The following is an 18,070-nucleotide window of genomic DNA, read 5'->3' on the forward strand; positions in this document are numbered from 1 at the left end:
AGTCAGAGATGGATATTGTCGTATTTTCGGACTTGGAGCTGCCGCTGGTGTTGAGTGCATTGCGCACCGTAGCGGCTAATCCTCAAACCTTATCCCAAGCGGAAATAGAGTTCTTACAGGAACTTGCTCGACTGCATGACAGAACGCTGGAACCGCAGCAGCTACCGGATGTAGCACCGTACCAAGTTGCTTCGGTGATCACCTCGCAGCATCAGCGTAAACGGCTGGTGCAACTTGCGATCGCAGTTGCCATGCTCACAGTACCAATTACGTGCCAACAGGAAACGGTACTGAATACGTTGGCTCGAACTCTTGCAGTGCGCGAACCGGGATTAGTCGCACTGCACCATATTCTAAACGGTCGCACTCAGCTCGCTCGGCTGCTGATCATGCGGCGGATTATGGGGCGATTCTTCAAAGCCGCATGGCAGGACGAGGGACTGCAGGGTATTCGGCTGATTCTGGAACCGTTACTGTTTAAGCAGGGCGGCCAAAACCGCGATCTAGCAAGGCGATTTGAGCAGTTGCAGCACTTGCCGACCCATACGCTGGGCTATGGGTTTTGGCAGCACTGTACGAGTCGGCAGTTTTTGTTTCCAGGGCAGACAGGTGCGATACCAGAGCGCTTGGTATTTCATGATTTTGGCCATTTGCTGTCGGGATACGATACCGATCCAATAGGCGAAATTCAGCAGGGCGCATTTCAGGCCGGGTTCGTGCGGAATGATGGCTTCGTCTTTTTGCTGTTTGCCATTTTGCAGTTTCACTGGGGCATCCAGATTACGCCTGTGGCGGAGGCTGATCGGGGACGATTTGAGCCGCGTCGTATCCTACAAGCCCTGTATCGCGGATCGCAGTGCAACGTCGATCTCTCAGCCAACTGGGATTTTTGGTCAGTAATGGAACTGCCGTTGGAGCAGGTGCGCGATCGCTGATGGCATTCCTGGCCCCGAATTAGGGTCAAATTTAGCCGTTTCCTCAGCAAAACCGCAGATCTAGCGCTAGAGTAGGATTTGAATCTATCCATCATTCTCTGCCCAATGCGTCCATCGGAACCCCATTCCATCTGGCTAAAGCTGATTATTCTCAATAAAGCAACCTTCGCCGTTTTCATGCTGATCGTTTCCCTCTTAGCTGGATTCGGCTGGCGACATTATGCAGAGATTGCCCAGTGGGCCGAAGAATACATCCTCGCCACAGAGTACGACTTAGTACGCGATGTCTTGCGGTTTTTGCTGAACTTACAGGCTCCAGGACTGAAGTTAATTGCCCAGATCTCCGGTGGTTATGGCACCTTACTTGCGATCGCAGCCGGAGGATTGTGGTTTCAGCGCCGCTGGGCCGATCCGCTGTTTGTGTTTCTGGTCGGCTTTTTGATTCCGGTTGAGGTATACGAAATTGTCCACCACGCGACCTGGAGCAAAGTGATTTTCTTCAGCCTGAACGTTTTGATCTTCAGCTTGGTTCTCAAGCACTGGATCGATCGAGTCTTCAAGCAGTCCTCGGCACCTGAAGCAGAATCATAATGCTCACATGTAGGCGAGAATAAAATTCGGCTAAAATATTTTTTATTCTCTCATTCGAGTATTTTCTATTGTTTGAGAAGCTTTATGAATCGCAATTAGTTTTCATCTTTCTTTGGGGAAATATTACAGTAGGCTAAGATGCTAATTGGTTGAGTCTGATCGTGCTGGGATTCATTGCCCAATTGCCATGTGACCCCTAAATCTAGATGATATAACCCATCATGCAGCAGGACCTGGCAGTTCTCTTAACTATTGCGATCGCGCTAGGAATTTATGCTGACCCAGCGCAGTCTGCTGCTGAACCGCTCCGGGTGGGTGTTTATCAGAATCAACCGAAAGTGTTTATCAATCCCGCTGGCGATCCGGCGGGATTTTGGGTTGATGTGCTGGACAGTATTGCAGGTGCAGAAAACTGGTCGTTGGAGTATGTCCCTTGCGAGTGGGATGCCTGCTTACAGGCCCTAGAGCAAGGCCAGCTCGATTTGATGATGGATGTGGCCTATTCAGAGGAGCGCGATCGCAGATTTGATTTTAATCAAGAAGTCGTCCTAGCCAGTTGGTCAGAGGTGTACGCCCGCTCAGGCATCGAACTGGAATCGGTTCTGGATCTAGACCACAGGCGTGTGGCTGTCCTGCGCGACAGCATTCAGCAAGACATTCTGGTTGAACAGACCTACGCTTTTGGCCTCAAGCCCGAGTTTGAGGAAGTCACAAGCTTTGACCAGATGTTTCAACTGCTGGATCAGGGACAGGTTGATGCAGTGGCAGTCAACAATATCTTGGGATTGACAGCGGCTGCCCAGCATGACATGGCAAAAACCAATATTTTGCTGGGGCCATCTCGGCTGCATTTTATTGTTCCGGATGGCAGCAAGTCCGATCTGCTAGCCGTTTTGGATGAACAGATCAGGATGCTGAAGGCTAGCCCAGATTCGGCGTATTATCAGGCATTGGAGCGCTGGCTAGAGCCGGAACAACAGTTGGGCTGGCCGCAGATCAAAGCGGTTTTAATTGACCTAGCAATCTATGCGCCGCTGGTTGGTTTAGTTGCGATCGCACTTTGGAATCGCCTGCTCAGACAGGAAGTCAACCAGCGGAAGCAAGCAGAAGCAGCCCTGCGCGAAAGCGAGCAGCGGTTTCGCAATATGGCGGCCAATGTGCCGGGAGCAATTTTTAGGTATCTGCTGCATCCAGACGGCTCTGACAAAGTGATTTACATGAGCCCAGGCTGCTATGACCTCTGGGAAGTCGAAGCTGCAGCCGTGGAGCAAGATGCCAGTATTCTCTGGCGGGTCGTCCATCCGGATGACCAAGCACCCATGTATGAGTCCGTCCTCGAATCAGCGCGAACGCTTCAGCCCTGGTTCTGGCAGTGGCGGATCAGCACGCCCTCGGGCAAAACAAAATGGCTAGAGGCAGCAGGTCGGCCTGAACGTCGAGCTAATGGTGACGTAGTGTGGGATACGCTGATTATGGATGTCAGCGATCGCAAACGCACGGAGGCGGAACTGCAAGCGAGTGAAGTGCGCTACCGCAAAGTGGTCGAAGCGCAAACGGATTTCATTCTGCGATCGCAGCCGGACACCACGATTACGTTTGCCAATCCATCGCTATGTCGGGCGCTGGGCATAACGCTCTCTCAGATTGTCGGTAAGAAATGGGTTGATTTTGCCAATCCCGATGATTTAGAGCAGGACGCATTCCGCAGATTGGCAGAACTCACCCCAGATAATCCCCGCTGCTTTGTGGAAAACCGCGATACGCGAGCCGATGGGCAGGACGGCTGGACACAGTGGCTCAATGAAGGCATCTTTGATGCGGCGGGTCAACTGATTGAAATTCAGTCGGTCGGTCGCGACATTACCGATCTAAAACAAACCGAAGCAGCCCTGCGCCAAAGCGAAGAACGTCTGCGCATGGTGACAGAAAACATGAGCGATTTGGTCTGTTTGCATCGTCCCGACGGTCGCTATCTGTACGTTACGCCTTCCAGCCAGGCTCTCCTGGGATACAGTCCAGCTGAACTGATTGGACGCGATCCGTACGAACTCTTTCACCCCGATGATTGCGATCGCATTCGCCAGTTAGCCGATCAGTTTGCCCTGCCCGACAGCCCTGAACCGATTACCTATCGCATTCGCCACAAACTCAGCCACTACATCTGGGTTGAAACGCTGACTCAGCCCATTTGGGATGAAGCCGGACACATTCGACATTTGCAAACGACATCACGGGATGTCAGCGCCCGGATTCGGGTCGAACAGCAGCTCAAGCACAACGCCTTCCACGATCGGCTTACGGGTTTGCCCAATCGCAGCCTGTTAATGCAGCGGCTGGATCTAGCCTTAAAGCGCTCGAAGCGCCATGCTGATTCTCAGTTTGCCGTTCTCTTTTTAGATCTGGATAACTTCAAGGTCGTTAACGACAGCTTGGGGCATCTGGTTGGCGATGAACTGCTGCTCACGATTGCCACGCTGCTCAGGCGATTTATTCGCGAAACCGATCTAGCGGCGCGATTGGGGGGTGATGAGTTTGTCATTCTGCTGGAAGAAATCAGCGGCATTACGGAAGCCGTGATGATCGCGGAGCGGATTTTGGTTGACCTCAAATCTCCCTTATCAATTTCTGGTCGAGATGTGTTCGTCAGCACCAGTATCGGTATTGCAATCAATACCAGCAGCCACCACCAAGCGGAAGACCTGATTCGCGATGCTGATTTGGCAATGTATCGGGCCAAACACAGTGGCAAAAGCCAGTATGCCATCTACGACCCAGCCATGCACTTTCAAGCGATGCAGCGGCTACATCTAGAAAGTGACCTGCGCAAAGCCCTCGACAGACAAGAATTTATCCTTTACTATCAGCCGATTATTGAACTGAAAACTCAAACCATTCAAGGCTTTGAGGCACTGCTTCGCTGGCAGCATCCCCAACGAGGCTGGGTGTCACCCGCCGATTTTATTCAACTGGCTGAAGAAACGGGACTGATTATTCCCATTGGCGAATGGATTTTGCAGACGACCTGCCGACAGCTAACCCAGTGGCAAGCCCAGTTTCCAGAACGCGCCTTGCGCATCAGCGTTAATCTTTCTGTCCGGCAGCTTCAGGACTTGCTGCTCCAGCATTTAGACGATGCCCTGCAAGCCAGTGAACTAGCCAATCCGAATACTCTAGTTCTCGAAATTACGGAAAGTATGCTGGTGAAAAATGTTGATGCGACACTGGCTCTACTCGACAAAATCAAGGCGAAAGGGATTCGGCTCAGTATCGACGACTTTGGGACAGGCTACTCTTCCCTCAGCTACCTGTATCGACTGCCAGTGGACTATCTCAAAATTGACCGCACATTTGTCAATCCCGTCGAACCGGATGCTCGTCATCAGGTCATCGCGGAATCGATCGTGGCACTCAGCAATTTACTGGAGCTAAGTGCGATCGCAGAAGGCATTGAAACCATCGAGCAACTACAGTGGTTGCAAACCCTCGGTTGCGAACTGGGTCAAGGCTATCTATTTTCCCCACCCGTCCCCGCCGAACAGGCCACCACCCTCCTCCAACAGTCCATTCAAAGCTTCCCTAATCGCCGCTAACCTACCACTCCTAGTGTTAAGGAGTCGCATCAGGTGCGACTCCTTAACCCTCAATCCAAACCTGACACAGCACTACTATGTAGGACTGTTATATAGGGCTGTTATAACTCTATGTGCGGCTTAGAACAAAGAAATAAGGCTGCTTGGCGGCTTTGTAATCCATCAGCCCCAATACCGTATGATCGTCTATTTTCCTAAACACATCATGAATAGGCAGATCATCGTAGATCATCGTCGCGCTGACTTTTTGGCGATGCTCCACCATGCGCAGACGTGCCTTGCTTTGATGGGTCTTTTGCAGCGAAGTCAAAAATGTGTAAACAGGCTTTAAGGTGTCATCTCGGGGAATTGGCGCATTTAGAGCTAAATTCATAACTAAAGAATTCGGCGCAACTCGAATAATTTGACCGATGCTATCTAAAAATAAGAGGGGATGAACATGGTCTGGATCGACGAATTCCTTGCCATACCAGTTTGAAACTTCCAGTAAACCATCCATTGGATGTCCGGTGGGCAATTCTGATCCTCGCCATCGCCCCACCATGAAGTCTAAATCGACCGGATCGAGTTCATCGAATAACGCCAAGGCCTCTGCTACGGTTGTTTGGCCTTGCTGCTGAATGATGTGAATTTTTTCCGAGGTAAGCATCGTTTTGTGGAAATTAAATTCTTGAACAGCGGAACAGAACAGTGCGGGAGCTTATCTAATCCTGATTCTGAAAAACCTTATGGATCATCCAGCGCAATCCTTTGGGAAAGAACTGATAGCTCTTTACAGTACCAAACTGGTCAAGCGTTTTGTGCACCAGGTTTTGGACTTGCTCCGGATCGCGGACATCAGTGGGAACAGCGATCGCAGAATGATGATTGGCCTGTAGTTCAGCCACTGCCTGATCGAGCCGATCGGCAGAACGAGCAGCCAACACGACGTTGAAGCCGTGGCGAGCAAACGTGGATGCGATCGCACGACCAATCCCCTGAGATGCTCCGGTAATTAGAACGGTGGAAGCCATAACATTCGATAAGCAAAGGAAACTCAATTCGTCTTAACCTTCTTTAGCGTGACGAAAAAAATGCTTTTTACCGTCCAACTTTTGTTAGATCCCATCTGTATAGATCTCATCTGCGATCGCAGCTAATGTTTTGTCCCTTACCGAAATATTGACATTTAGCGATTACGCTAGTGATGCAATTGTCTGACCATTCGTGCCAACCCACCCAAAGGTCATAGTTATGACTACTCATCCAACGCACACAACCGACAATCAGCCTGTGTTTCGGAGCGCAAGTTTAGTAGGATTGCTGTTCTTTTTGTTTGGCGCTCCTCACATTTATATCTTCTTTAAACATCGTGCAGAAGCGCCACCTGGCAGCATGCTCCGCTATGCCTGGGTTGCTCTCTTGGCACTTGCGATCGCAGCTGTTATGGAACTGTCAACAGTTACCTAGTTCTCGCTCAACCGCTATCCGCTATCCTCAGCACTGGCAAATAGAGCAATTGCAAATATGAACAATGCCCCGGCAGCAGCTTGGGGCTTTTTATTTGGCTTTTCTTATACTAGACTTTATTTCCAATAAAGTTTTTGGGGTTGGAAATTGTTTTGTAGCGTGGCGGAGCCGCGCTACAAAACAATTTCCGATAAAGTCTACTGAATCCGACTAAAAAAAGTCCGAACTATGGGTTGTGAAAATCAGGCACAGCTGACTTTCACAACCCATAGTTCGGGTGCTTGGTTGAATTGCGTAATCGCCTGCCATATGTGTTTATACGGCTAAATAAGATATTTATGGCAATATTTATCACATTTATTTTCCGCATGTTTTACTAACAACTATTGTTTTCGCCAAAACAAAAACAATTTAGATTAAGGCTTATTAATGCAATACGTTAATGCAACATGGGTCATTGATATCATTGAAACACTGTTGATTCACCTGTATAAAAATGAATCGGAAAAAAGTCAGCGTTTTAACCTCTATGTTGCTAGCGGGTCTGGGCGCTTCTGGTTTCTCATTGGCTTTCACGGCTCAACCTGCTCATGCCCAACTACGTTGCGATGAGCGCATTTATGATTGGGTTGATGATCATTACATTGAAAGTAGTCGCAACATTCAAAATAGAGCTGAAGCCATTTGCAGAGAATCAGACAACGCTATTGAACTGAGCTGTCTGCAAGAACGACACGAGTACTATGATTCGAGATATATCGAAAGTGACAGCCGACTCGCGGACAGAGCCGTAGCCTACTGCATTCAAGAAGTCGTTGAGTCTTCCTCTTCTGACCAAGACGAAGCTATTCAATGCGTTAGGAACGCCATCAATGAGGGGCTGAGTGAGGAAGCCGCACTACGAATCTGTGTTCCTTGTGAATCTCGCTCTCGCGATTAAAATGGCTAAAACTACTCTCCGTAGACCGTCACCATCACTTGGCGCTGGCGGGCTTTGATATCGCATTCTAGATGAAAGATCTGCTGCCAGGTTCCGAGTACTAACTGGCCCTGTGCAATTGGTACGGTCAGCGATGGCCCCAGCCAAGTCGCCTGAAGATGGGAGTGTCCGTTGCCATCATGCCAGGTCTGCTCGTGCCCGTAGTCTCGACTCGGTGGAATCAGCTTGTTGAGGACTTGTGGGAGATCACGCTGTAGCCCTGGCTCAAATTCAATCGCGCCGATCGCACCTGTACTGCCGACATTAAATACATTCACCATCCCCATGCGCACGCCTGACTGTTGCACAATTCGGTTAATTCGCTCCGTCAAATCGTGCATATCACCGTGCCCTTGGGTTGGCAGGTTAATGTATTCCTGATGAACCATAATTTTTGCCCTGAATCCAAACTGAAAACCTTTGATCAGATATTGTTGGTCAAGTCCTGACTGTACTGATCAACTGATCAACAGGGTAATGGAAATTCCAGGGATGGGGTTATATCCAAGTCTGTGTATCAGAACCCAATTTTTTCATCAAGGCTCGCTTTGCCAGCCTTGATGAAAAGTAGACTTTATTGGAAATAAAGTTTTTGGGGTTGGAAATTGTTTTGTAGCGCGGCTCCGCCGCGCTACAAAACAATTTCCGATAAAGTCTAGTAAATTATCGGGTTCTAACCAAACTTTGTATTACATGAACCGATAGTGGTAGTTAGGTAATGATTTTGTGCTGTGTGGGCGCTGCCCACACAGCACAAAATCATTACCTTTTGAGAACGGCCCATGAACCCTATGTTGTCAGGGCTGCTTTTTGCCGCGCGAGTTCTTCGCGAATGCCATGACAAATGGCAATCAGAGCCATATCTACAATGCGGTAATAGCGAAATGTGCCTTCGCGACGACAGGCCACAATACCAGTCGATTTGAGCAGTTGAAGATGCTTTGAGACATTGGCTTGATGCAGACCTGTGCGATCGCAAATCTCCTGCACATTACTTTCACTGCTGCACAGAGTGGCCAAAATACGTAGCCGAGCTGGTTCGCCTAAGAGTTTGAAGCGATTGGCAAGCTGCTCCAACTCATCCAGATTGGCATCAATCTGCGGCATTGCTGGTGTAATGCCGCCAGCCTGATCATAAGCAGTCATCATGTCACTTGCCTGTCGTTTACGTGGATAAATAGACGCGGTTTGCTAGGTTTAATGCTTTAGGGTTACATTCCTGATGGGATATCACCTAAAGCCCAAACTTGACGCTGTACTAGGTCGAGCAACGAATAGTGAGCTGTCTCTACTATTTTGGCCATCGCTTCTTAATCTTATATAACCATATAGAAATGAATTTGAAAATGATTGTAATAAAGTGTATCTGCCAGTGGTCAGTCCTAAGTGCGATCGCAACCGTGCCACTCGGGGCTGCACTACCAGCCTGGGCGACACCGGGACACATGGCGAACAGTCATCCCCATGCAGATGCTAACGTGCGTGAGCATTCAACAACTCAGCCTGATTCATCGGCTCAGCCAGATCTCTCGTTTGCGGAGCAGGCCCTAACGGCGCAGGATGCCGTTTTGCGAATTGCCCCCGATCCACGGGCAACCGCCACAGGGCAAATTGCTGCGGGGACACCTGTGCGGGTGACGCATCAAAGCGATCGCTACTTTTACATTGAGGTTAGTGATCCCGATGAAAACCAGGCGACTGAACCTATTAGAGGCTGGGTGCTGGCTTGCCAGCTTTATAGCGAGTGTGAATAGCGAGTGTAAAAGTGCGTGTGAAAGGTTAAAAATGATCAGAATTGAAGCCCGTCAGTACCAATGGTGAAACTTCCTAGCCGACTCATTCAACTGCCGAGCCAGCAATTAGTAGCCGAACTGGCGCGACGCTTTCCTGATGGTGTGTTTTACAAACCAACCACCGAACGAGTGATAGCGCTGACGATTGATGATTTGCCCAATCTCAACGATCCAGAGGATCAGGGTTTGCAAGACATTCTGAGTGCGATCGCAACGTTCAACCAAACTTTGCCACCAGACCGCGACCCAGTTCGCGCGACGTTCTTTCTGATCAGCGGCCATTTCAACCTCAACTCAACGGTGCTGCCGCAGATTGTGGCTCAAGGACATGAAGTTGGCAACCACGGCATCGCCGACATCACCCATGCCAAGCTCAGACAGTATGATTTTGAGCAGCAGTTGCGTCATGCCCATCGACAGCTATTAACGGCGACTCAGGCCGACCAAATTCGCTGGTATCGTCCAGGACGAGGATTCTACAATCGCAACATGCGTCAGGTGCTACAGCGCTTTGCCGCTGAAGTGGGTTATGTACCAAAGTTTGCTCTAGCGTCAATGATTCCGCTGGACACCTACGAATGGGCGGATCATCCCGATTTCACACTTCAATATCTGCGCCAGTTCATTTTCCCCGGATCAATTTTGGTGCTACATGGCGGCACGGCGCGGCGTGTCCGGAATGCAGCGGTTCTGCTGCCATTGTTGCTGGACGAACTGATAGCTCAAGATTATCGCGTTGTAACCCTGAGCGAACTGTGGGCTGAGACTTAGAGTTGTGAATTAAATAGTCTGTCAATCATGCCATCCGTAGAGACACGGCAATGCCGTGTCCCTACCCAAAGGATTTCACCTTATTAAATCCATGTTCCTTAGGATTGTGAACTAAATACGTTCGATGTTGGGTTAGGGGCGGGTTTTGCCGTCAACTCTATGACACGATGCAGATTGATCGACTAAACCCGCCTCTACAGTAGCAAACAGAACAAAATACCCCTTTTGAAGGACTAAGCCGAGAGTTGCGATCGCGCAAACCTAGCTAATATGGCAGTGTATTACCATCACCTGAGTAGTACTATTCAAACCATTACGGTGATGGTAAGTCGGATTGCTTATGGAATCAGCAGTTTAGCCGTGCTCGACGCTATAACCAATCTGATCAGCATGATATCGACTTGGACGAGTAAATGGTAATTCAACTAGGCCGCGATATTTGTGGCGATCTACACAACGCAGAGCAGCGGGAATGGTTGGTAACGAACGGGATTGGCGGCTATGCCTGCGTTACGTTATCCGGCATGCTCACTCGACACTATCACGGACTGCTGATTGCCGCGCTTAAGCCACCGCTGGAGCGGACGCTGCTGTTGACGAAGCTCGATGAAACGGTTCACTATGCCGATCAGTCCTATGCCCTATTTTGCGATCGCTGGGGCGACGGCTCCATCCCATCTCATGGATACCGCTACATTGAGCGGTTTCACCTAGATGGCAGCATCCCAGTTTGGGAATATGCGGTCGGGGATGCGCTGCTGGAAAAGCGAATCTGGATGCAGCAGGGAGAAAATACGACCTACATTCAATATGCCCTGACAAGAGCCAGTGAACCATTAACGCTACAGGTGAGAGCGCTGGTGAATTATCGCGATCACAGTTACGGTACTCATGTCCAGCCCGAAACTGAAAATGCTTGGCAGATGGAGGTTCAACAGGTTGATCAGGGCATTCAAATTACCGCTTTCGATGATGCGGTGCCGTTTTACCTAATGTCAAGTGGCTCGACGACTGCGCCGCTTCAGCAATCAGTCAATCACATTTGGTATCACAACTATCGCTTAGCCATTGAACGCTACCGGGGCATTGATCCCACGGATGACCATCTCCATGCCGCTACGTTTGAAATACAGCTAAAACCTGGACAAATCTGGACGCTGATTGCTAGTACTAATGCTGAAGCTGAAACAGATAGCGCGATCGCACTTGCCAAACAAAAGCAGTTTGAACAGGACTTAGTTGATCGATGGCAGCAGGTTTCCCTAATCCCGAATCAGCCAGCGACAGTATCAAAAGCTTTACCAGAAAAGCTCTTCAAGGATCTGGAAGTCGCACGACTCGAAGCGGCGGTCTTGGCAGCTAATCAATTTGTCGTGCAGCGTCCCTTAGCTGATGGCTCGATCGGCCAAACGGTGATTGCAGGCTATCCCTGGTTTGGCGACTGGGGCCGAGACACGATGATTAGTTTACCCGGACTTGCGATCGCAACGGGTCGCCCGGAAATTGCCCGCCCCATCCTGCTCACCTTTGCCGCCTACATTGACCAGGGTATGCTGCCGAATGTCTTCCCTGAAGTCGGCGCAACTCCGCACTACAACACCGTAGACGCGACGCTCTGGTACTTCGAGGCGATTCGCTCTTACTACAACTCAACAGATGACATTGAGCTGGTTCGGCAGCTCTTTCCAGCTCTAGCTGACATTGTCCGCTGGCACCAGAAAGGCACGCGCTACAACATCAAGCTGGATCAAGATGGACTGATCTATGCCGGAGCAGCGGACGTGCAGCTAACCTGGATGGATGCCAAGGTCGATGACTGGGTGGTCACACCGCGCATCGGCAAACCCGTCGAAATCAACGCTCTATGGTACAACGCACTGTGCATCATGGCCCAGTTCGCTACGCTGATTGGAGAATCACCGGATTCTTATCGACAATTAGCAGAACAAACGCGGCAGGGCTTTCAGCGCTTTTGGTCAGATGAACTAGGCTACTGCTACGACGTACTCGATACTCCCAATGGAGATGACGCATCGCTGCGCCCCAATCAGATTTTCGCTGTTTCTCTACCGACTCTGACCCGTACCGTCACGGGTAAAGTTAAGCCTCCCGTGAAAGTCGAACCACTGCTTCAACCCCATCAGCAAAAAGCACTTCTTGAACAAGTTAGTCGCTTTCTACTCACGTCTCACGGGTTGCGATCGCTAGCTCCAGATCAGCCGGACTATCACGGCATCTACAGCGGCAATCTCTATCAGCGCGACGCCGCTTATCACCAAGGCACAGTCTGGGGCTGGCTAATCGGGCCGTATGCTCAAGCTCACTGGCAGGTGTATGGCGATCCTGCGATCGCACGTCGGTTCCTAGAGCCACTACTGGATCATCTCTACGGCGGCTGCGTGGGCAACATGAGCGAAATCTTTGATGGTGATCCCCCGTTCAAGCCACGAGGCGCATTTGCCCAAGCCTGGACGGTGGCAGAAGTACTGCGGGTTTGGTCACTGCTCAGCAGCGAATTACAGTCATAAGCGACGTTAGCGATAGCGTCAGAATCATACATCAAGCGATTAATGCGTTACGGCTAACGACTGGCACCGGAAAAAATGATTTTGCTGCCGCATCGCAGCGGCAAAATCATTCTTCTGGAGTTTGGTGCAAGATGTGTGAAGAGCAATATATTCCCGCTTATTCACACCATGACAATTCCTCGCAGACGTGGAACTTATCTGATCTGGTTTCTCATCGGACTTTTAGAAGCCTATATCATCGGCTATTGCGCTGCTCGTCTCACCGTTTTTCATACCGTAGAAAATTATCCGGAAGGAAAAGGTGGCCCCAGGCAAGACTACATTGCCAAACGCGATCAAGAACCGGGACAAGGCTGGGAATATCAGCTATTTTCACCCCTGATCAAGCTTGAAGAAACCGTCATAAACTATACACACAGCCTCAATCGAGCAAAATAGTTCATCGATTGTACATCAATTCATGTCATTACGTATCAGATACTTGAGTTTTGCAAAGCATCGTTAAGGATAGTCGGGCATAATTGCACTCCAATCCTCAAGATTTAAGTCAAAGATTCATAGCTTTGATAAGAAATAATGCAGGATAACCGCACCATATCTGACGATTTTCTTAAGGACAGCACGGCATCCAAATTTCTCGGTCGATAATTCGCAGAAGACTAAAGAGAGTAAATATCTCTTAGGATCACTCATGGCAGTATTTTGCTATGGTGTTTCTCCCTGTGCTGTTTTCAGGCCGATAAATAGAATGACTCGTAAAACTTCTCCAGTTCGACAAGGTCTTTACGATCCGCAGTTTGAGCATGATGCCTGCGGTGTTGGTTTCGTTGTGCAGATGAAAGGGCAAACGTCGCATGACATCGTTGAGCAGGCGTTGACCATTCTGCTGAATCTTGACCATCGGGGTGCCGTCGGTGCTGAACCCAACACGGGGGATGGAGCGGGCATCCTGATGCAGCTTTCCCACAAATTTATGCAGAAGGTGGCCGCTGCCGAAGGCTTCACCCTACCGGAAAAAGGGCAGTATGGCGTCGGCATGATCTACACCTCACCTGATCCAGCGGTGCGGCAGCAGAGCCGAGCGATCTTTGAACAGGTCGCCGCTGAGGCTGGTCAAGACGTGATTGGCTGGCGGGATGTACCGACAAATAACGCTAGCCTGGGTGAAACCGCTAAGGCGAGTGAACCATTTATGGAGCAGGTGTTCATCCGCCGCAGCACCGACTTAGCCGACGATCTAGCATTCGAGCGGAAGCTCTATGTCATCCGTAAGCAGGCGCACATGGCCATTCGCCATCCGGGGATTAACCGCTACTGGTATCCGGCCAGCATTTCCTGTCGCACGCTGGTTTACAAAGGGATGCTGATGCCCGTACAGGTGGGCCAGTATTATCCCGATCTGCATGATCCCGATATGGAAAGTGCCCTGGGACTGGTGCATTCGCGCTTCAGCACCAATACCTTCCCAAGTTGGGAGCGATCGCACCCCTATCGCTACATCGCCCACAACGGCGAAATCAACACCCTGCGCGGCAATATCAACTGGATGCACGCGCGCCAATCGATGTTTGAGTCAGACCTGTTTGGCGAAGACCTGAAGAAAGCGCAGCCAATTATCAACATCGACGGTAGCGACTCCACCATCTTTGACAACACGCTGGAACTGCTGACCCTTTCCGGTCGCTCGTTGCCCCATGCGATGATGATGATGATTCCAGAACCTTGGGCTGGGCACGAGTCCATGAGCGCTGAGAAGAAGGCGTTTTATGAGTATCATTCCTGCCTGATGGAGCCGTGGGATGGGCCTGCATCAATCGCGTTCACGGACGGTACGGTGATGGGTGCGGTACTGGATCGCAACGGTCTGCGACCTTCTCGCTACTACGTCACCAGCGATGACCGGGTAATCATGGCCTCAGAAGCAGGCGTGTTGCCCGTTCCACCAGAGCAGGTAGTGAAGAAGGGACGGCTGGAACCGGGTCGGATGTTCCTCGTAGACATGAGCCAAGGTCGGATTATTGCCGATGAGGAAATTAAGCACGGCATTGCAACAGAGCAGCCCTACCAAGATTGGTTGGCACACAATTTGATTGATTTGACTGATTTACCGGGACATGAGCAAACCAATGGTCATGCAAACGGTCATGCCAACGGAAATGGCAATGGCAAACACCCCGTAGGGGCGAATGGCCATTCGCCCCTGCCCAATGCCGCACCACCCAGCACCGCACCATTAAATCAACGGCAACGGGCATTCGGTTATACTTTTGAAGAACTACGGCTACTTCTATCGCCGATGGCGCAAAACGGAGTTGAAGCCGTTGGCGCAATGGGGACTGACACGCCGCTAGCGGTGCTGTCCAATCGGCCCAAGCTGCTCTACGACTATTTCCAGCAGCTCTTTGCTCAGGTGACAAATCCGCCGATTGACTCGATTCGGGAAGCGATCATCACCTCGCCCATTACTACCATTGGCAGCGAGCGCAATCTGCTGAAGCCAGAGCCAGAGAGCTGTCGGCTAATCAAGCTAAAAACTCCGGTGATTAGCAACGCTGAGCTGGCAAAACTGAAGGATATCCAGAATCCTCATTTCGCATCGGTTACGCTGCCCATGCTGTTCGATCCGAAAGCGGGCGTTGAGGGGCTAGAAGCTGCCATTGATGACATTTGTCAGCAGGCCGATAGTGAGATCGCATCTGGTACTAACTTGATTATCCTCAGCGATCGCAACATCGACAAAGACCATGCTGCAATCCCGGCGCTCTTAGCCGTAGCAGGACTGCACCACCACCTGATCCGCAACGGCACTCGTACCCGTGTCGGTCTGGTGCTGGAATCCGGTGAGCCGCGTGAAGTGCATCATTTTGCGGTGCTGCTGGGCTATGGCTGCGGTGCAATTAACCCCTATCTCGCCTTCGAGACGATTGAGCACCTGATCAACGAGGGTGTCTTGAATGGAGTGGACTACGCAACCGCCTGCAAGAACTTCATCAAGGCCGTCACCAAAGGCGTGATCAAGATCGGCTCCAAGATTGGCATTTCGACAATTCAGAGCTATCGCGGGGCGCAGATCTTTGAAGCGATTGGTCTCAATTCTTCGGTAATCGACAAGTACTTTAGCTGGACAGCGTCGCGGCTAGAAGGGGCAGATCTAGAGGTGTTAGCCCAGGAAGCTATCCTGCGGCACGGTCACGCATTTCCCGATCGCGACAGCAAGGATCAAACTCTGGATGTCGGCGGCGAGTACCAGTGGCGGAAAGATGGTGAAGAGCACCTGTTCAGCCCAGAAACCATTCATATGCTGCAACAGGCGACGCGCTTGGGCGATTACGAGCTGTATAAGAAATATGCGGCGCGGATTAATGCCCACGGTAAGCAGTACTTCCGGATTCGCGATCTGCTGGAGTTCAAGGCGCGTGAGCCGATTCCGCTGGAGGAAGTGGAACCCGTTGAGGCGATTATGACACGCTTCAAGACGGGGGCAATGAGCTACGGTTCGATCTCGAAGGAGACGCACGAAGCGCTAGCCATTGCCATGAACCGGATCGGCGGCAAGTCCAACACAGGCGAAGGCGGCGAAGATCCCGAACGCTACACCTGGACGAATGAGCGCGGCGACTCTAAGAACAGCGCCATTAAGCAGGTGGCTTCTGGTCGCTTTGGTGTCACCAGTCTGTACCTGTCCCAGGCACGGGAAATCCAGATCAAGATGGCGCAGGGTGCAAAGCCCGGTGAAGGCGGTCAGCTTCCTGGCCTCAAGGTGTACCCCTGGATCGCCAAGGTGCGCCACTCGACCCCCGGCGTGGGCTTAATTTCACCGCCACCGCACCACGACATCTACTCGATTGAAGACCTAGCCCAGTTAATCCATGACCTGAAGAACGCCAATCGCGCGGCACGGGTCAGCGTCAAGCTGGTGTCCGAGGTCGGTGTCGGTACGGTTGCCGCTGGTGTCGCTAAAGCTCACGCTGATGTGGTGCTGATCTCTGGCTTTGATGGTGGTACGGGTGCCTCACCCCAAACCTCAATTAAGCACGCGGGTTTACCGTGGGAACTCGGCCTAGCCGAAACTCACCAAACCCTAGTGCTGAACAACCTGCGTAGTCGGATTGCCGTCGAAACCGATGGTCAGATGAAGACTGGACGCGATGTTGCGATCGCAACTCTGCTGGGTGCAGAAGAATACGGTTTCTCGACTGCACCGCTGGTTTCACTGGGCTGCATCATGATGCGGGTTTGCCATAAGAACACCTGCCCGGTCGGCGTGGCTACTCAGAACCCAGAACTGCGGAAGAACTTCACGGGCGATCCGCAGCATACGGTCAACTTCATGACCTTTATCGCCCAGGAACTGCGGGAAATCATGGCCGAGCTGGGCTTCCGTACGATCAACGAAATGGTTGGTCGCACGGATGTGCTGGAGCCGAAGAAAGCGATTGATCACTGGAAAGCGAAGGGCATTGACCTATCCAAGATTCTCTACCAGCCCGACGTCGGCCCAGAAATTGGCCGCTACTGCCAGATTCCCCAGGATCATGGGCTAGAGAAGTCGCTAGACATGACCAAGCTGCTGGATCTGTGCCAGCCTGCAATCGAAAACGGCGAAAAGGTGAGGGCCACGCTGCCGATTACCAACGTGAATCGCGTCGTCGGCACTATCCTGGGCAACGAAATCAGCAAGCGCCACTGGGACGGTCTGCCGGAAGACACGGTGCATCTCCACTTCCAGGGCAGCGCGGGTCAAAGCTTCTCGGCTTTTGTGCCCAAAGGGGTGACGATGGAGCTAGAAGGGGACGCCAATGACTACCTAGGTAAAGGACTCAGCGGCGGCAAGATTATCCTCTATCCGCCTAAGAGTTCAACCTTTGTGGCAGAGGAAAACATCATCACGGGCAACGTCGCCTTCTACGGAGCAACGGGCGGTGAAGCCTACATTCGCGGCCTAGCGGGTGAGCGTTTCTGCGTCCGCAACTCCGGTGTTCGTGCCGTGGTGGAAGGTGTGGGCGACCATGCCTGTGAGTACATGACGGGCGGTAAAGCGGTGATTATTGGCCCCACTGGACGCAACTTTGCGGCAGGCATGAGCGGCGGCGTCGCCTACGTGCTGGATGAAGCGGGCGATTTTGCCACGCGCTGCAACACCGAAATGGTAGATCTGGAGCGGTTGGCAGACCCGGAGGAAATTCTAGAGCTGCACGACATGCTGCAAAATCATCTGCGCTATACAGGTAGTGAAAAATGCGATCGCATTTTGACAGCCTGGAATGACATGGTGCCCAAGTTCGTGAAGGTCATGCCGCGCGACTACAAGCGGGTGCTCCAGCACATCCAAAAGGCAATGGCGGATGGTCTAGATGGCGACGATGCTCTCTCGGCAGCGTTCGAAGAAAACGCCCGCGATATTGCCCGCATCAGCGGTAGTTAAACATCCCGT

At 51.3% G+C, this 18,070-nt stretch carries 14 protein-coding genes; 10 read left to right on the forward strand and 4 right to left on the reverse strand.

Annotated elements, in window-relative coordinates; all coding sequences use genetic code 11:
* Window positions 1–8 precede the first annotated feature (8 nt).
* The 3 genes from AC286M_RS03250 to AC286M_RS03260 all read left to right on the forward strand — a co-directional run bounded on the left by AC286M_RS03250 (window position 9) and on the right by AC286M_RS03260 (window position 5,116).
* On the forward strand, window positions 9–935 hold the full coding sequence (locus AC286M_RS03250) for a hypothetical protein (protein ID WP_488203014.1): 927 nt from the start codon (window positions 9–11) through the stop codon (window positions 933–935).
* A gap of 105 nt (window positions 936–1,040) precedes the next feature.
* A complete protein-coding gene (locus AC286M_RS03255; protein WP_488203015.1) occupies window positions 1,041–1,526 on the forward strand; it encodes a DUF2127 domain-containing protein in 486 nt (161 codons plus the stop codon).
* A gap of 221 nt (window positions 1,527–1,747) precedes the next feature.
* Window positions 1,748–5,116: an EAL domain-containing protein gene (locus AC286M_RS03260; RefSeq protein WP_488203016.1), complete on the forward strand. Its 3,369-nt coding sequence runs from the start codon at window positions 1,748–1,750 to the stop codon at window positions 5,114–5,116.
* Window positions 5,117–5,225: 109 nt separating this feature from the next.
* On the opposite strand, the gene AC286M_RS03265 is transcribed toward AC286M_RS03260, so the two are convergent.
* Together AC286M_RS03265 and AC286M_RS03270 are read right to left on the reverse strand one after the other, a co-directional pair.
* A complete protein-coding gene (locus AC286M_RS03265) occupies window positions 5,226–5,765 on the reverse strand; it encodes a DUF4334 domain-containing protein (protein WP_488203017.1) in 540 nt (179 codons plus the stop codon).
* A 55-nt stretch (window positions 5,766–5,820) separates the two neighbouring features.
* Window positions 5,821–6,129: an SDR family NAD(P)-dependent oxidoreductase gene (locus AC286M_RS03270; RefSeq protein WP_488203018.1), complete on the reverse strand. Its 309-nt coding sequence runs from the start codon at window positions 6,127–6,129 to the stop codon at window positions 5,821–5,823.
* A gap of 220 nt (window positions 6,130–6,349) precedes the next feature.
* Here AC286M_RS03270 and AC286M_RS03275 point away from each other — a divergent pair, with 220 nt between their 5' ends.
* Together AC286M_RS03275 and AC286M_RS03280 are read left to right on the forward strand one after the other, a co-directional pair.
* Window positions 6,350–6,565 (forward strand): hypothetical protein, encoded by a 216-nt coding sequence (locus AC286M_RS03275; RefSeq protein WP_488203019.1) that lies wholly within the window; start codon window positions 6,350–6,352, stop codon window positions 6,563–6,565.
* 529 nt (window positions 6,566–7,094) lie between these two features.
* Window positions 7,095–7,505 (forward strand): hypothetical protein, encoded by a 411-nt coding sequence (locus AC286M_RS03280; RefSeq protein ID WP_488203020.1) that lies wholly within the window; start codon window positions 7,095–7,097, stop codon window positions 7,503–7,505.
* A gap of 11 nt (window positions 7,506–7,516) precedes the next feature.
* On the opposite strand, the gene AC286M_RS03285 is transcribed toward AC286M_RS03280, so the two are convergent.
* Window positions 7,517–7,933 carry a secondary thiamine-phosphate synthase enzyme YjbQ gene (locus AC286M_RS03285; RefSeq protein ID WP_488203021.1) on the reverse strand — a complete coding sequence of 139 codons (417 nt, stop codon included), beginning with the start codon at window positions 7,931–7,933 and terminating at the stop codon, window positions 7,517–7,519.
* A 400-nt stretch (window positions 7,934–8,333) separates the two neighbouring features.
* Window positions 8,334–8,693, reverse strand: coding sequence for an ArsR/SmtB family transcription factor (locus AC286M_RS03290; protein WP_488203022.1), 360 nt, complete (start codon window positions 8,691–8,693; stop codon window positions 8,334–8,336).
* Window positions 8,694–8,890: 197 nt separating this feature from the next.
* On the opposite strand from AC286M_RS03290, the gene AC286M_RS03295 reads away from it, so the two are divergent.
* From AC286M_RS03295 to gltB, 5 genes are all read left to right on the forward strand, one after another.
* On the forward strand, window positions 8,891–9,298 hold the full coding sequence (locus tag AC286M_RS03295) for an SH3 domain-containing protein (RefSeq protein WP_488203023.1): 408 nt from the start codon (window positions 8,891–8,893) through the stop codon (window positions 9,296–9,298).
* A 60-nt stretch (window positions 9,299–9,358) separates the two neighbouring features.
* The gene (locus AC286M_RS03300; protein ID WP_488203024.1) at window positions 9,359–10,108 is read left to right on the forward strand and encodes a polysaccharide deacetylase family protein; all 750 of its coding nucleotides are present in this window, start codon (window positions 9,359–9,361) and stop codon (window positions 10,106–10,108) included.
* Window positions 10,109–10,521: 413 nt separating this feature from the next.
* Entirely contained in the window at window positions 10,522–12,636 is a 2,115-nt protein-coding gene (locus tag AC286M_RS03305) for an amylo-alpha-1,6-glucosidase (protein ID WP_488203025.1), read from the forward strand.
* Between the two features lie 81 nt (window positions 12,637–12,717).
* Window positions 12,718–13,074, forward strand: a complete 357-nt coding sequence (locus tag AC286M_RS03310) for a hypothetical protein (protein ID WP_488203026.1) — start codon at window positions 12,718–12,720, stop codon at window positions 13,072–13,074.
* 310 nt (window positions 13,075–13,384) lie between these two features.
* Window positions 13,385–18,061 carry a glutamate synthase large subunit gene (gltB, locus tag AC286M_RS03315; RefSeq protein WP_488203027.1) on the forward strand — a complete coding sequence of 1,559 codons (4,677 nt, stop codon included), beginning with the start codon at window positions 13,385–13,387 and terminating at the stop codon, window positions 18,059–18,061.
* Window positions 18,062–18,070 lie beyond the last annotated feature (9 nt).

The sequence above is a fragment of the Thainema salinarum CENA647 genome (genome assembly GCF_057732415.1).

What these genes read in the sequence shown, in the direction of transcription:
- AC286M_RS03290 (WP_488203022.1), bottom strand. Translation starts at nt 8,693, where the DNA reads ATGATGACTGCTTATGATCAGGCTGGCGGCATTACACCAGCAATGCCG.
- AC286M_RS03295 (WP_488203023.1), top strand. Translation starts at nt 8,891, where the DNA reads ATGATTGTAATAAAGTGTATCTGCCAGTGGTCAGTCCTAAGTGCGATC.
- AC286M_RS03305 (WP_488203025.1), top strand. Translation starts at nt 10,522, where the DNA reads ATGGTAATTCAACTAGGCCGCGATATTTGTGGCGATCTACACAACGCA.
- AC286M_RS03300 (WP_488203024.1), top strand. Translation starts at nt 9,359, where the DNA reads ATGGTGAAACTTCCTAGCCGACTCATTCAACTGCCGAGCCAGCAATTA.
- AC286M_RS03280 (WP_488203020.1), top strand. Translation starts at nt 7,095, where the DNA reads ATGTTGCTAGCGGGTCTGGGCGCTTCTGGTTTCTCATTGGCTTTCACG.
- AC286M_RS03250 (WP_488203014.1), top strand. Translation starts at nt 9, where the DNA reads ATGGATATTGTCGTATTTTCGGACTTGGAGCTGCCGCTGGTGTTGAGT.
- AC286M_RS03255 (WP_488203015.1), top strand. Translation starts at nt 1,041, where the DNA reads ATGCGTCCATCGGAACCCCATTCCATCTGGCTAAAGCTGATTATTCTC.
- gltB (WP_488203027.1), top strand. Translation starts at nt 13,385, where the DNA reads ATGACTCGTAAAACTTCTCCAGTTCGACAAGGTCTTTACGATCCGCAG.
- AC286M_RS03265 (WP_488203017.1), bottom strand. Translation starts at nt 5,765, where the DNA reads ATGCTTACCTCGGAAAAAATTCACATCATTCAGCAGCAAGGCCAAACA.
- AC286M_RS03275 (WP_488203019.1), top strand. Translation starts at nt 6,350, where the DNA reads ATGACTACTCATCCAACGCACACAACCGACAATCAGCCTGTGTTTCGG.
- AC286M_RS03285 (WP_488203021.1), bottom strand. Translation starts at nt 7,933, where the DNA reads ATGGTTCATCAGGAATACATTAACCTGCCAACCCAAGGGCACGGTGAT.
- AC286M_RS03270 (WP_488203018.1), bottom strand. Translation starts at nt 6,129, where the DNA reads ATGGCTTCCACCGTTCTAATTACCGGAGCATCTCAGGGGATTGGTCGT.
- AC286M_RS03260 (WP_488203016.1), top strand. Translation starts at nt 1,748, where the DNA reads ATGCAGCAGGACCTGGCAGTTCTCTTAACTATTGCGATCGCGCTAGGA.